Below are 12,808 nucleotides of genomic sequence, written 5' to 3'. Positions count from 1 at the left end.
TCCGCGTACGTTTTGTACGTTTTGTACAAGGTGTCCCCCGTCAATTGCACCCTTGCGCCGCACCCCCGAGGGCGTTTTCATGGTCGGGTATTCCGGAGGGTCCCCCATGCTGCGCAACATCCCCGCCATCCTCTCGCCCGAGATCCTGTACAGCCTGCGGGCGATGGGACACGGCGATGACCTCGTGATTGCGGATTGCAATTTCCCAGCCTATTCAATGGGATGCAAGGTGCACCGCCTTGATGGCCTGTCCGCCACCCAGGTGCTGCAAGCGGTTCTGACACTCTTGCCGCTGGACAGTTTCGTCAAGGACCCGGCCCATACCATGCAGGTGGTCGGCGACGCCGAGGCCACCCCAGAAATATTCAATGAATTTCAAACCCTTATCAATGATTTCGCGGACAACCCCGCGCCCATCGCGACGCTGGAACGCTTTGCCTTCTACGAGCGGGCAAAGACCGCATTCGCCGTGATTCAAACCGGGGAATCAAGGCTTTATGGGAACATCATCCTCAAGAAAGGGGTCATCCCGCCAAACTGAACTGGCCGGTATGGTTTTCGTGACTGTCGGAATAGGGCGCCTTCCCCCATCTTCAGAGACAGGAAAAGGAGACCCGCCATGACCAAGCACAACCAGCCCCGCCCCGCACAGCCCACCATGCCCGTCCCGGGCCGCACCACGCCCAAGACCTACCAGTTCACCGACTGGGCCGCTTTCTGAACCGCCCAGTCAACCCTTTGATCAAATACGTTTTTCCCGGGACCATCCGGGGCAGATGCAAGACCCGCGGGAGTGAATCCCTGCACCCGGATCTTGGCGAGCGCGCCGCCAAAGCCAACCGGACACACCGATCAGAGCCCTGCGATGTCCCGCAGTTTCGCCACGATCCCCTCGACCCCTTCCCCGCCCTTGAGAGCTGAGAACAGGAACGGTCGCCCCGCGCGGACCCGCGTCGCATCGCGCTCCATCACCTCCAGAGAGGCGCCGACATAAGGCGCCAGGTCGGTCTTGTTGATGACCAGCAGATCCGACCGCGTGATCGCCGGTCCACCCTTGCGGGGGATCTCTTCTCCGGCAGCAACATCAATGACATAGACCGTGAGGTCCGCCAGCTCCGGACTGAAGGTGGCCGACAGGTTGTCGCCCCCGGATTCGATCAGGACGATCTCGACCTCCGGATGCCGCTGCCGCATCTCGGCCACGGCGGCCAGGTTGATCGAGGCATCCTCGCGGATTGCCGTGTGCGGACACCCCCCGGTTTCCACGCCGATCACCCGGTCCGCGGGCAGGATCTGCATCCGCATCAGCGCCTCGGCGTCCTCTTGCGTGTAGATGTCGTTGGTGATCACCCCGATCGAGAAATCATCCTTCAGCCGCTCGGCAAGCCGCGCGGTCAGGGTGGTCTTGCCGGCGCCGACAGGCCCGCCGATGCCAATGCGCAAGGGGCCGTTCATCCGTGTCATGACTGGAATAGCCTCGGTTCAAGTGTTTCGTGTTTCATGGAAGCGATATCGGACAGAAAGGCGCAGGAGGCCATATCGTCCAATGTCAGCCCCTCGGTGCCCGCCGCCACCTCGGCGCACAGCGGCGCCAGTCGCGCCAGCACAGCCTGCGCCGCCATCTGCCCCAGGGGCATCAGCCGCTGGGCGGCAGAGACCAGGTTGCCTGCAAAGGACTGAAGATAAAGCGCAATCACTGGCTCTATCATCATGTCCATCTGCCGCGCCGCATCGCCCAGCGCCACGGGCAAGAGCATCGGCGGCAAATCCAGGTCCCAAACCTCGGCCGTGACCTGCGCAAAGGCCGCGCCCTGGCGTTCCGCCTCGCGCAGGCGTTCGCGTGAGGGCTGCCAAGCGCGCGCCAGTGCGTCGAGCTCGGCCGCGGACCGATCCCCCTGCCAGGCCAGCCGGATCCAGAGCGCATCCGCCTTGCCGGACCCGTCGCGCAGGACATCCGTCAACCATTCCTGAAGGCTCTCCGCATCGGTCACCCAGCCCTGCCCCACGGCGCTTTCCAAACCGTGTGACCAGGCGAAGGCGCCCACCGGGTAGGCAGGGGACAGCCATTGCGTCAGCGTCAGCAGGCGCGGGTCAATGGGCATGGGCAGTATGGCCGTGCTCGTGGCTGTGGGTGCGGCCGTGGCCATAGGCGCCGCCCTCGGGCGTAAACGGCTCCTGAACCTCGGCAATCCCGGCCCCCAGGTGTTCCAGCATGTGCCGGATGACCGGGTCGCGCTGGATCAGCAGCACGGTCCCTGCCATCTGGCAGGGCGTGTGACGGTTGCCAATGTGCCAAGCCAGACGAGGCAGATCCCCGGACACGGCCAGCAGATCCTCTGCCGCCGCGACCACTTCGATCAGGCGCCCGTCATCGCATTCCAGCGCGTCGCCCTCTTCCAGGGAGGTCGTCTTTTCCAGGTCGACGACGAAGCGCTCTCCGTTGACGGTCGTCAACACCTTGCGGCGCAGGAAGCGTTCGTCATACGTCAGCCGGCAGGTCTCATGTTCGCCCGACCAGCTGCCCGCGGGTCGCAGGGTCTGGGCCACGGGAAGCTCGGTCATTGCACCACCTCGATGCTGCTATAGTAATAGTCCGTCCGCTCACCATCGTTTTCGAACCCGGCGATGTAGGTGATCCCAAGCTCGGGCAGGTAACGCAGGTAATCGACGCTAGACACGATATCGCCCCCATAGCGGACCTCGATCGGGATCATGCGGTAATCGCAGCCGCCGATGGTGTTGATCGCCTCCTGGCCAAAGCGGTAGTCATGGGTCTCTGTCCATTGCTCGCCACCCCGGATCACAACGACCTTCGCGCTGAACCCGCCACCCGGCTCTGGAACAGGCAGGACGCCGGACTCGGTTTCAAAGGTGTAATGGACCATGTCGCCAATGGGGTTATGGTCGGAATCGAGCTCCTGCTGCTCCATGATGTAGACCCCTTTGGCGATATCCACCCAACCGACATAATCCCCCTCTTCCCAGACAGACTCGACGAATCCGGGCCGCATCTGGGTAAAGGTCTCGACGTGTCCGCCGTCGATCGTGAAGCGAATGCCAGTGTAGAGATCATCGGCCACCGGACAGGACGCCCAAAGTGGGGCGCCTAACCCGCACAGCACAGATGTGGCGCAAACAAGCAGTTCAGTTTTCAAGTCAGTTACCTTGTTCCTTTTGGCCGCATGAGGCTGTGCGGTCCTGGGTAGGAGGCAAGGCATCGCGGCGGCCTGCCCCTCATTCGATCACCTCGATGTCGGAATAGTTGTAGCGGTCTGAACCGTCCGTATAGTCACTGCCCGCGTAGTAGGAAAAGCCGAAGGCGGGGAGGTAATACAGCAGGTCGACCGTGCCGCTGTCGTCGGGCTCATACCGGATCTCGATCGGGATCAGATCGTATTCGCAGGCGCCGAAGTTGATCTTGGACAGCGGGCCGAAGTCGTAGATCTGGCGTTCCTTGTCGAGATCGCCAAGGTTGTTGATCGCCACGTCATAGGTCACCTGCCCGCCCGGTTCGGGCACCGCCAGTTCTTCTGCGCGGCCCGGAAAAGCATAGGTGACACGCGTATCCTGGTCCGGCACGCCCTCGACCAGATCGACCAGTTCGACCAGGTAGACCCCCTGCGCCAGCAGGTTGCGCGTGACCAGCCCGTCCGAGGCGGAATAGACCGCCTCGATCATGCCGGGCCCGATGCGGCGGTATTCCTCCGTATCGACGTCATCGACGGTAAAGCGAATGCCCTTGTCGATGTCCGATCCCACGGGACACCCCCAGGCCACGGGGGCAAGGAAAGCAAGGCCGGCGGCCAGGACCAAGCTGCGCATGTTCAAACTCCAATCGATTGATCCGCGTCCGGTGACGCCCGGACCAGGATCATGTTGCGAGAGCAACTGGCGGATATCAAGCGGCGGCCCGCAGGGGCCGGCCCGCCGCCCCGGGACGGTTCAGAACAGGAAATACCGCTGTGCCATCGGCAGTTCGCTGGCCGGTTCGCAGGTCAGCAACTCACCATTGGCGCGCACCTCGTAGGTTTCCGGGTCGACCTCGACCGTAGGTGTCGCATCGTTCAGCAGCAGGTCCTTCTTGCCGATGCCACGCGTGTTCCTGACCGCCACCGTCTGCTTGGCCAGCCCCAGCCCGGCGCCGATCCCCTCGGCATGCGCGGCCTCGGAGACGAAGGTGACGGCAGAATTTTCCACGCTGCGGCCATAGGCGCCGAACATGGGCCGGCTATAGACCGGCTGAGGCGTCGGGATCGAGGCATTCGGATCGCCCATCTGCGCACAGGCGATGGAGCCACCGATCAGCACCATCTCGGGCTTCACGCCAAAGAACGCCGGGTTCCACAGGACCAGGTCGGCGCGCTTGCCTTCCTCGATGCTGCCGATCTCATGGCCGATGCCATGCGCGATGGCCGGATTGATCGTGTATTTCGCGATGTAGCGCCGGACACGGAAATTGTCGTTGTCGCCGGTCTCCTCGCTCAGCCGCCCGCGCTGTTTCTTCATCTTGTCTGCGGTCTGCCAGGTGCGGATCAGCACCTCGCCCACGCGGCCCATCGCCTGACTGTCCGACGCGATGATCGAAAACGCGCCCATGTCGTGCAGGATGTCCTCGGCGGCGATGGTCTCGCGCCGGATGCGGCTTTCGGCAAAGGCCACGTCCTCCGGGATTGCCTTGTCCAGGTGGTGGCAGACCATGAGCATGTCGAGATGCTCTTCCAGAGTGTTCACGGTGAATGGCCGCGTTGGGTTGGTCGAGGAGGGCAGGACGTGTTCCTCGCCGCAGATCTTGATGATGTCCGGCGCGTGTCCGCCCCCCGCGCCTTCGGTGTGGAAGGCGTGGATGGTGCGGCCCTTCATGGCCTTCACCGTATTCTCGACAAAGCCGCTTTCGTTCAGCGTATCAGTGTGGATCATCACCTGCACGTCCATCGCGTCCGCCACGCTCAGGCAGCAGTCGATGGCGCCGGGCGTCGTGCCCCAATCCTCGTGCAGTTTCAGCGCGCAGGCGCCGCCCAGCACCTGTTCCTCCAGTGCCGCGGGCAACGAGGCGTTCCCCTTGCCCGCAAAGGCCAGGTTCATCGGAAAGGCATCCGCCGCCTGCAACATCCGCCCGATGTGCCAGGGACCCGGCGTACAGGTGGTGGCCAGCGTGCCATGCGCCGGGCCGGTGCCCCCGCCCAGCATGGTGGTCAGGCCGGAATGCAGGGCATCCTCGATCTGTTGCGGGCAGATGAAATGGATGTGACTGTCAAAGCCGCCCGCGGTCAGGATGCGCCCTTCGCCCGCGATGGCCTCTGTCCCCGGGCCGACGATGATGTCGACGCCGGGCTGGGTGTCCGGGTTACCGGCCTTGCCGATCTTGTGGATGCGCCCGTTCTTCAGCCCCACGTCAGCCTTGTAGATGCCCGAGTGATCGACGATCAGCGCATTGGTGATGACCGTGTCCACGGCGCCCTCAGCCCGTGTGGTCTGGGCCTGGCCCATGCCGTCGCGGATCACCTTGCCGCCGCCGAATTTCACCTCTTCGCCGTAAGGACCGGTCAGGTCCTTTTCGACCTCGATGATCAGGTCGGTATCGGCCAGCCGCAGCCGGTCGCCGGTGGTGGGGCCGAACATGGCGGCGTAGTCAGAGCGTTTGATAGTGGCTGGCATCCTGTCCTCGTTCTTGTCATCGGCGGATCCTCTTCGGGTCCGGGCCGCGTCCTATTCCTTGAAAACCTCGTCGACCGGCACCTGCAGGGCACTCGCGAGGGCGTTGGTCTGGTTGGCCATGCCCATCACGGCCAGCAGTTCGCCGTACATCTCGGGCGTCATCCCCTTGGCGCGGGCCGAGGCAGTGTGAGAATGGGCGCAGTAGGCACAACCGTTGGTGCCGGAGACGGCGACATAGATCATCTCCTTGACCAGCGGATCCAGCGCGCCGGGCGCCATCACCACCTTCAGCCTGTCCCACGTCGCCTTCAGCAGCGCCGGGTCATGCGCCAGCGCGCGCCAGAAGTTGTTAATGAAATCCGTCCCGCGCACCGCGCGGATGTCGTCGAAAACCGCCTTTGCCTCGGCGCTCAGTTCCTCGTCGGACAACAGTTTGACCGTCGCCATTACATCCTCCACTTGGGTCCGCGCCGCGCCAGCCGCAGCGCGTTGGCCCGGGTCTGGCGATGCAGCGGGGCCAGCGCGGCGCCAAGGGGATCTTCCCCTTTCCAGGCCGCGCGGGTCGCCTGTTCCATCGCCAGCGGGAAATTCACCGCCTTTTCACGCATCATCCGTACCGTCTCGGAGGGGGTCACGGACCACAGCCCGGCCATCCCCAGAACCCGCATGGCCACCACCGTTTGCGCCTCGGCCGCCATGCAGGCAAAGCGCGAGGCGGTGAGCCAGAGATCGAAAGGGGACAGCCGGACCATAAGCGTCACACCATCGCGAAGATGCGTGCAGGGCCACCGGTGCCGCGCGCATGTTTCGGGGCCCCCACGATCAGCGTGGCCCCGGAGGCCGGGACATTGCCGAGGTTGGCAATATTCTCGATCCCGTAGCGATTGGTCGGCAACCATGCGTAGTGCGCGTCGAAGGTGGCCGAGTTGCCCGGGTCCAGCGACAGCGTGTCCGTCGCGATGGCCCGCGCGCCCGTTTCCTCGGCAAGCATCTGGGCCGCCTCGACGTGGAAACCCGGGAAATGCATCACCCCGTCCCCATCCGCGTTGCGGAACCCGTCGGTGCCCAGCCTGGCGGTCCAGCCCGAATCCATCGCCACGCAGGCGCCCTCGGGGATATCGCCATGTGCGGCGATCCACGCCTTGAGGTCGTCAGGTGTCACCATCGTGTCGGCGTCTTCCGCCGCCCGGGCCGCGATATCCACCTTGACCAGCGGGCAGACCAGGCTGTCGACCGGGATTTCGTCCACCGACTGCCCATCGGCCGAGAAATGCAACGGCGCGTCCACATGGGTGCCGGTGTGCTCGTTGACCGTCAGGTTATACAGGTTGAACCCGTCCTTGGCGAAATCGGCCCCCTTGTCATAGGAAATTCCCGGCACCCCGAAATAGGTCGGAAAGCTCTCGTCGTAGGTGTGGGTCATGTCGACGACACCGCCGCCGCCGTGGCTGGCCGCCATCGCGGGTTTTGGCAGTCCGGCCCCCAGAACGGCCCCGGCGCCGGCAACGGCCCCTGCCCTGAAGAACGAACGCCGCGACAGCATCCGGTCCTTCACGCTTTTCATCACGCAGATATCGCACATGGTCTTTCCTTCCCTGATTGAACCTTACGGTTCCTCAGTCTGTGCCGACTCGGGCGCGTCAGTCCAGCGCGCCCATCACCTGCTGATTGAACCCGTAGACCCGGCGCGCCCCCGAAATCGGGATCAGGTTGACCTCGCGCGCCTGCCCCGGCTCGAACCGCACCGCCGTTCCCGCCGCGATATCAAGCCGGCATCCGCGCGCGGCGGTCCGGTCGAAATCAAGCGCCGGGTTGGCCTCGGCGAAGTGGTAATGAGAGCCCACCTGCACCGGGCGGTCGCCGGTATTGGCCACGCGCAGCGTCACCACCTCACGGCCTTCGTTCAGGGTCAGCGTGCCCCCGGCAGGGAACAGCTCTCCGGGGATCATCTCCGGCCCCAGGCGATCAGGCCCGCAACCACGATCAGCGCCACGGCGGGCAACAGGCTAAGCCAGCTTTCGGCGCCATGCGGATGCATGTGCGAGCCCGGATGCGCCATTGCGGGTGCGGCGGCCATGAGTGCGGCGCCAGTTGCGATCAGCTTCTTCATTCTTTGTCCCTCGTCTTTCTTCTCTCTGAAAATACTCATTGTCACCGGATCGGATCGTGAACCGTCACCAGCTTGGTGCCGTCCGGAAAGGTCGCCTCGACCTGAACCTCGTGGATCATCTCGGGCACGCCTTCCATGCATTGTTCACGCGTGATGACCTCGGCGCCCGCCTGCATCATGTCGGCGACGGATCGCCCGTCCCGGGCGCCTTCGACCACGGCGTCGGTGATCAGTGCAATCGCCTCGGGGTAGTTCAGTTTCACGCCGCGGCTCAGGCGCTTGCGGGCCACCTCGGCGGCCATCGCGACCAGCAGCTTGTCTTTCTCGCGCGGGGTCAGTTGCATGTCTTCAAAGTCTCCAGGATGTCGGCAGGGTGTCCCGGCTCAGCCGGTCCAGCACGGGCAGCAGGCTGCGCCGCAAATTCAGACTGTCGCGCGCCAGCATCCGCAGGATCAACAGATCCTCGCGCATCAGGGACACGCCGCAGGTCTCGGGCAGCATCGGCCGCAGGGCCGCCAGGTGCGCCTCGGCGTCGGGCGCGACATAGACAAGGCTGGCCATCGCGCCCGCACCGCCGCCAATCGCCGGGCGCCGCATCCGCGCCTCCAGGTCACCGTCCAGCTGCACGGAATCAAGGTAGAGAGGTGAGCCCCCGCGCCAGACTTCGATCCGGTCATCGAAACGCACGTCGTGCAGATGTTCCCCCATCGCGCTGCGGCCAAAGATCACCGGTTCAACCAGCAAAAGGCGCGCATCCGAGGCCAGATCGGCCCGCAGGCGCCGTCGCAGGCGCGCACCTTCGAACAGGATCAACTCCTGCGGCAACCAGTGCAGACTCGCGTCGGCTCCGGCCTCGAGCCGCGTTTGGACCCTGGCGATGTCGGAACTCGCCTTGTAGGCACGTTCGGCCGCCTGGGTCGTCAGCGTCAGGTGAGAGCCTTGCCCTGCCGTGGCAGCGAGGTCCAGCCGGTCACCCCCGGTCAACCCTCCCGACGTGTTGATGACAATGGCCTCGACCCCTGCCTGGCGGCGCGGAAACAGTGCCCGCAGGCAACCGGAGGTGCGCAAGCCGTCTATCGCCGATTGGTCGGCGCGTGACTTGGTCGACAGGTCCAGCGTGCCGCGCGCCCGGGGCAGCCTTGCCGCGGGCGCGGCCTCTTCCGTCCGGTCCTTGCGCATATGCAGTGTCATGGTCCCCCCGCGACCTCTTTCGGCACGATACCGCCACTGCGGACCGGCCATTGCAACATGCTTGGGCACTTTCGCAGACAGGTGGCCGGAACTTTCGCTGACAAATTAGGCGTTCATGCCGGTTTCGGTTCAATAGTTGGGCATTTCCTGCCACACACCTGTCAGCTCCCCTCCCGCGATTGACCGAAAGGCACCTGGGCCAGATGACTCGAGGCGCCCAGGCCGCGCTGCTCAGGAGATGGACGGAAAGGGCGTGTGGCGACCGGTCAAGTTCGCACCTCGGTCAGGCCGCCACACTGGATGCAACAAGTTGTTGCGGGGGAGGACCTAGTCGCTCGGAAACGTGCCGACAAGGGCCGCTCGCCCGCGGGGAGACAGGAATGAACCGTTTCACGAAACTTCTGTCCGGTGCTGCCGCACTGGCCATCATCGCGGGCGGCGCAAGCGCCCAGGACTGCACCATCAAGGTCGGCGTCCTGCACTCGTTGTCCGGCACGATGGCGATTTCGGAAACCACGCTGAAAGACACCATGCTGATGCTGTTGGCGGACCAGAACGAAAAAGGCGGCCTGCTGGGCTGCGAGCTTGAAGCCGTCGTGGTCGACCCGGCCTCGGACTGGCCGCTCTTCGCCGAAAAGGCGCGTGAACTGCTGACCGTGCACGAGGTCGACGTGATCTTCGGCAACTGGACCTCCGTGTCGCGGAAATCGGTCCTGCCGGTGATCGAGGAACTGAACGGCCTGCTGTTCTACCCGGTGCAGTACGAAGGCGAGGAATCGTCCAAGAACGTCTTCTACACTGGCGCCGCGCCGAACCAGCAGGCGATCCCCGCCGTGGATTACTTCCTCGAGGAACTGGGCGTCGAGAAATTCGCCCTGCTGGGCACCGACTACGTCTATCCGCGCACCACGAACAACATCCTGGCCAGCTACCTGGCATCGAAGGGCATCGCCGAAGAGGACATCTTCGTCAACTACACGCCCTTCGGTCATTCTGACTGGGCCACCATCGTCGCGGACGTCGTCGCCCTGGGCGAGGACGGCAAGCAGGTCGGCGTGATCTCGACCATCAACGGCGACGCCAACATCGGGTTTTACAAGGAACTGGCAGCCGCCGGCATCTCGGCCGACGACATCCCTGTCGTCGCCTTCTCGGTGGGTGAAGAAGAGCTCTCGGGCCTCGACACCGTGAACCTGGTCGGCCACCTCGCCGCATGGAACTACTTCCAGTCCGCCGAAACCGAGGCGAACGAGGCATGGGTCGCCGCATGGAAAGCCCGCATGGGTGAGGACCGCGTGACCAACGACCCGATGGAAGCGCATTACATCGGTTTCAACATGTGGGTGAACGCCGTGACCCAGGCCGGCACCACCGACGTGGATGCTGTCCGCACCGCCATGTACGGGCAGGAATTCCCGAACCTGACCGGCGGCACCGCGGTCATGCTGCCGAACCACCACCTGACCAAGCCGGTGCTGATCGGCGAGATCACAGAGGACGGCCAGTTCGACATCATCAGCCAGACCGACCCGGTTCCCGGCGACGCCTGGACCGACTTCCTGCCGGAATCGGCTGTGCTGAAGTCGGATTGGAAAGACCTCGGCTGCGGCATGTACAACACCGAGACCGAGACCTGCGTCCAGATCAAGTCGAACTACTGATGATACCTCTCGGGGCGGCCGCCATGCCGCCCCGACGAGCAAGGTTACTCTGGCAGGGCGGCCCGACCGCCCTGCCCAACCCCCTCCCAAGACACAGGCTGACACATGCTCCGTGCCCTTCTTGCGGTTCTCCTGATCGCGTGGCTGCCCGCGCCCGGCTTCTCCCAGGATCTGCAATCGCTCCTGCAAGAGCACCAGGAGGAAGTCGCCAAGCCGTCGCGCCGCACCGTCACCCCTGTGCTCGAGGCGCTGTCGGCTTCCGGCCTGCCCGAGGTGCCGCGCTTTCTGGAGCGCTGGCAGGACAAGGCCGTCTATGTCCGTGAAGCGGACGGGCTGTTCTTCTACGTCGAGGAGACGGGCGACACGCTGACCCTGCTGGATATCACCAGCGGAGATGCCGTCGCGACCGGCGTCTCATCGGATGCGCTCGACCAGATCAAGCCGAATGGCGGGGTACGCCGCGCCATCGCCGAAACGCTGGTCCAGTTCCAGCTTTCCGACCCCGACATCACCAAGCGCCGGGACGCCGTCGATGCCATCGCGCGCGGGCTGGATCCCAGCCAGATTCCTCCGCTCGCCGCCTCCATCGACGGCGAACCGGACGCCGCGCTGAAAACGCGCAAGGAACGTCTGCTGAATTACCTTGTCGCCCGTTTCGGTGACACGTCCGAAGCCCGCATCGAGGCCATCGAGGCGCTGTCCTCCGACCTCAGCGTCGATGCCCGCGCCGTCCTGTCCCAGATCCTCGCCACCCGGACCGAAATCGCCGAGGACCTACCCGAGGACGCGAATATCGCGCGCGTTCTGGTGCCCGGCACCGATCTGCCCGAGGCCGAGGCCTATGCCATGATCGGAGAACAGACAGAGCTGCCCGCGCTGGTCGATGCCTCGTCGATCCGCACGACGCTGGAACGCCACGTCGAGGACGGCAAGGTCGGCGGCATCCCGGTCGGCCAGCTTGGCACGTCCGACCGGCGCCTGCGCGCCTATGACACCCTGGCCGAGGCCGGAACGCTGCCGCCGCGCGCCACGCCCGAGATCATCGCCGAAACCCTTGCCGCCTGGACCATCTACGAGGCTTACGACGAGCCGGACAGTGCCATCACCGATGCCGCCGAAAGGACCCAGGACGCGGTTCAGACCCGCGTCGGGATGAGCCAGGCAGGCGATCTCGCGCTTGATGCCATCTCGCTGGCCTCGATCTACTTCCTCGCCGCCATCGGTTTGGCCATCACCTTTGGCGTCATGGGCGTCATCAACATGGCGCATGGCGAATTCATCATGATGGGCGCCTATACCGGCTATGTCGTCCAGCTTTTCATTCCCGATTACACGCTGTCGCTTATCGTCGCCCTGCCGCTGGCCTTTGCCGTCACCTTTGGCGCCGGCGTGGCGATGGAACGCCTGGTGATCCGCTGGCTCTACAACCGCCCGCTGGAAACCCTGCTGGCCACCTTCGGCGTCTCGATTGCCCTGCAGCAACTGGCGAAGAACATCTTCGGCACCCAGGCCCGCCCGCTGACCTCGCCCGACTGGCTGGACGGCGCGTGGCAGATCAACGACGTGATCGCCATCAGTTATATCCGCATCGCCATCTTCGTGCTGGCCCTGCTGTTCCTGGCCCTTCTTCTTTTCATCCTGAAACGCACCCGGCTGGGGCTGGAGGTGCGCGCCGTGACACAGAACCCGCGCATGGCCGCCTCGATGGGCATCAACCCGGACCGGATCAAGATGATGACCTTCGGCCTGGGCTCTGGCATCGCCGGGATCGCCGGCGTGGCCATCGGGCTTTATGCCAAGGTGACCTCGGAAATGGGCGCCGACTATATCGTGCAAAGCTTCATGACCGTGGTTGTGGGCGGTGTCGGCAACGTCTGGGGGACTCTCGCCGGTGCCTTTATGATCGGCACGCTGCAAAAGGGGATCGAATGGTTCAACCCGTCGAACACCCTGGCGGCACAGACCTACATGATCCTCTTCATCATCCTCTTCATCCAGTTCCGTCCCAAGGGCATCGTCGCCCTCAAGGGCCGCGCGGCAGGAGACTGAGACCATGCGCACCCTGTTCTGCAGCCATAGCCACGGCGTCCTGATCCCGCACACATGTGGCGCCGCCACCGGCACCAGCGCGCACGCCCCGTCTTCCTTGGGCCCGAAACACGCCGGGGGAGGCCGCAGGCCGGGGGCAGAG

At 64.6% G+C, this 12,808-nt stretch carries 16 protein-coding genes; 3 read left to right on the top strand and 13 right to left on the bottom strand.

All coding sequences use genetic code 11. The annotated features are described in order from the left end of the window. Positions 1–106 precede the first annotated feature (106 nt). Positions 107–541 (top strand): RbsD/FucU family protein, encoded by a 435-nt coding sequence (locus PVW46_RS18095; RefSeq protein ID WP_043135965.1) that lies wholly within the window; start codon positions 107–109, stop codon positions 539–541. A gap of 311 nt (positions 542–852) precedes the next feature. On the opposite strand, the gene ureG is transcribed toward PVW46_RS18095, so the two are convergent. From ureG to PVW46_RS18030, 13 genes are all read right to left on the bottom strand, one after another. Further along, positions 853–1,464, bottom strand: coding sequence for an urease accessory protein UreG (gene ureG / locus PVW46_RS18090; RefSeq protein ID WP_069209304.1), 612 nt, complete (start codon positions 1,462–1,464; stop codon positions 853–855). Continuing rightward, complete coding sequence (locus tag PVW46_RS18085; protein WP_069209305.1) at positions 1,461–2,102, bottom strand: urease accessory protein UreF; 642 nt, start codon at positions 2,100–2,102, stop codon at positions 1,461–1,463. The genes ureG and PVW46_RS18085 overlap by 4 nt, the downstream gene beginning before the upstream one ends. Next, positions 2,092–2,562, bottom strand: a complete 471-nt coding sequence (locus PVW46_RS18080; protein WP_069209306.1) for an urease accessory protein UreE — start codon at positions 2,560–2,562, stop codon at positions 2,092–2,094. The genes PVW46_RS18085 and PVW46_RS18080 overlap by 11 nt, the downstream gene beginning before the upstream one ends. Continuing rightward, on the bottom strand, positions 2,559–3,080 hold the full coding sequence (locus tag PVW46_RS18075) for a hypothetical protein (RefSeq protein WP_069209307.1): 522 nt from the start codon (positions 3,078–3,080) through the stop codon (positions 2,559–2,561). The genes PVW46_RS18080 and PVW46_RS18075 overlap by 4 nt, the downstream gene beginning before the upstream one ends. Before the next feature lie 154 nt (positions 3,081–3,234). Next, positions 3,235–3,822, bottom strand: a complete 588-nt coding sequence (locus tag PVW46_RS18070) for a hypothetical protein (protein WP_069209308.1) — start codon at positions 3,820–3,822, stop codon at positions 3,235–3,237. Between the two features lie 120 nt (positions 3,823–3,942). Next, positions 3,943–5,655 (bottom strand): urease subunit alpha, encoded by a 1,713-nt coding sequence (ureC, locus tag PVW46_RS18065; RefSeq protein ID WP_043135951.1) that lies wholly within the window; start codon positions 5,653–5,655, stop codon positions 3,943–3,945. A gap of 51 nt (positions 5,656–5,706) precedes the next feature. After that, on the bottom strand, positions 5,707–6,102 hold the full coding sequence (locus PVW46_RS18060; RefSeq protein ID WP_043135949.1) for a carboxymuconolactone decarboxylase family protein: 396 nt from the start codon (positions 6,100–6,102) through the stop codon (positions 5,707–5,709). Further along, the gene (locus PVW46_RS18055) at positions 6,102–6,407 is read right to left on the bottom strand and encodes a hypothetical protein (RefSeq protein ID WP_069209309.1); all 306 of its coding nucleotides are present in this window, start codon (positions 6,405–6,407) and stop codon (positions 6,102–6,104) included. The genes PVW46_RS18060 and PVW46_RS18055 overlap by 1 nt, the downstream gene beginning before the upstream one ends. A gap of 5 nt (positions 6,408–6,412) precedes the next feature. Continuing rightward, positions 6,413–7,237 (bottom strand): cyclase family protein, encoded by an 825-nt coding sequence (locus PVW46_RS18050; protein WP_069209310.1) that lies wholly within the window; start codon positions 7,235–7,237, stop codon positions 6,413–6,415. Between the two features lie 58 nt (positions 7,238–7,295). Beyond that, positions 7,296–7,604: an urease subunit beta gene (locus tag PVW46_RS18045; protein ID WP_043135942.1), complete on the bottom strand. Its 309-nt coding sequence runs from the start codon at positions 7,602–7,604 to the stop codon at positions 7,296–7,298. After that, positions 7,601–7,765, bottom strand: coding sequence for a hypothetical protein (locus PVW46_RS18040; RefSeq protein ID WP_165775088.1), 165 nt, complete (start codon positions 7,763–7,765; stop codon positions 7,601–7,603). Before PVW46_RS18040 ends, PVW46_RS18045 begins: the two co-directional genes overlap by 4 nt. A gap of 41 nt (positions 7,766–7,806) precedes the next feature. Further along, the gene (locus PVW46_RS18035) at positions 7,807–8,109 is read right to left on the bottom strand and encodes an urease subunit gamma (RefSeq protein ID WP_043135940.1); all 303 of its coding nucleotides are present in this window, start codon (positions 8,107–8,109) and stop codon (positions 7,807–7,809) included. Positions 8,110–8,113: 4 nt separating this feature from the next. After that, positions 8,114–8,956, bottom strand: coding sequence for an urease accessory protein UreD (locus PVW46_RS18030; protein ID WP_274577032.1), 843 nt, complete (start codon positions 8,954–8,956; stop codon positions 8,114–8,116). Between the two features lie 380 nt (positions 8,957–9,336). On the opposite strand from PVW46_RS18030, the gene urtA reads away from it, so the two are divergent. Together urtA and urtB are read left to right on the top strand one after the other, a co-directional pair. Next, positions 9,337–10,617 (top strand): urea ABC transporter substrate-binding protein, encoded by a 1,281-nt coding sequence (urtA, locus tag PVW46_RS18025; protein WP_069209311.1) that lies wholly within the window; start codon positions 9,337–9,339, stop codon positions 10,615–10,617. Positions 10,618–10,722: 105 nt separating this feature from the next. Beyond that, complete coding sequence (gene urtB, locus PVW46_RS18020) at positions 10,723–12,666, top strand: urea ABC transporter permease subunit UrtB (RefSeq protein WP_069209312.1); 1,944 nt, start codon at positions 10,723–10,725, stop codon at positions 12,664–12,666. The last annotated feature ends 142 nt before the right edge of the window (positions 12,667–12,808 follow it).

Origin of the sequence: Mameliella sp. AT18, from assembly GCF_028807275.1 — a bacterium.
In the GTDB taxonomy this organism is placed as follows: Bacteria; Pseudomonadota; Alphaproteobacteria; order Rhodobacterales; family Rhodobacteraceae; genus Antarctobacter; species Antarctobacter albus.
The sequence above is the reverse complement of the archived record's forward strand: the minus strand, read 5'-3'. Positions and strand labels throughout refer to the sequence as shown.

Excerpts from the sequence above, each read along its gene's own strand:
- PVW46_RS18060 (WP_043135949.1), bottom strand. The coding sequence starts at position 6,102 with ATGGCGACGGTCAAACTGTTGTCCGACGAGGAACTGAGCGCCGAGGCA.
- PVW46_RS18080 (WP_069209306.1), bottom strand. The coding sequence starts at position 2,562 with ATGACCGAGCTTCCCGTGGCCCAGACCCTGCGACCCGCGGGCAGCTGG.
- PVW46_RS18040 (WP_165775088.1), bottom strand. The coding sequence starts at position 7,765 with ATGAAGAAGCTGATCGCAACTGGCGCCGCACTCATGGCCGCCGCACCC.
- PVW46_RS18035 (WP_043135940.1), bottom strand. The coding sequence starts at position 8,109 with ATGCAACTGACCCCGCGCGAGAAAGACAAGCTGCTGGTCGCGATGGCC.
- PVW46_RS18070 (WP_069209308.1), bottom strand. The coding sequence starts at position 3,822 with ATGCGCAGCTTGGTCCTGGCCGCCGGCCTTGCTTTCCTTGCCCCCGTG.
- ureG (WP_069209304.1), bottom strand. The coding sequence starts at position 1,464 with ATGACACGGATGAACGGCCCCTTGCGCATTGGCATCGGCGGGCCTGTC.
- PVW46_RS18050 (WP_069209310.1), bottom strand. The coding sequence starts at position 7,237 with ATGTGCGATATCTGCGTGATGAAAAGCGTGAAGGACCGGATGCTGTCG.
- urtB (WP_069209312.1), top strand. The coding sequence starts at position 10,723 with ATGCTCCGTGCCCTTCTTGCGGTTCTCCTGATCGCGTGGCTGCCCGCG.
- PVW46_RS18055 (WP_069209309.1), bottom strand. The coding sequence starts at position 6,407 with ATGGTCCGGCTGTCCCCTTTCGATCTCTGGCTCACCGCCTCGCGCTTT.
- PVW46_RS18085 (WP_069209305.1), bottom strand. The coding sequence starts at position 2,102 with ATGCCCATTGACCCGCGCCTGCTGACGCTGACGCAATGGCTGTCCCCT.
- PVW46_RS18095 (WP_043135965.1), top strand. The coding sequence starts at position 107 with ATGCTGCGCAACATCCCCGCCATCCTCTCGCCCGAGATCCTGTACAGC.
- PVW46_RS18030 (WP_274577032.1), bottom strand. The coding sequence starts at position 8,956 with ATGACACTGCATATGCGCAAGGACCGGACGGAAGAGGCCGCGCCCGCG.
- urtA (WP_069209311.1), top strand. The coding sequence starts at position 9,337 with ATGAACCGTTTCACGAAACTTCTGTCCGGTGCTGCCGCACTGGCCATC.
- PVW46_RS18045 (WP_043135942.1), bottom strand. The coding sequence starts at position 7,604 with ATGATCCCCGGAGAGCTGTTCCCTGCCGGGGGCACGCTGACCCTGAAC.
- ureC (WP_043135951.1), bottom strand. The coding sequence starts at position 5,655 with ATGCCAGCCACTATCAAACGCTCTGACTACGCCGCCATGTTCGGCCCC.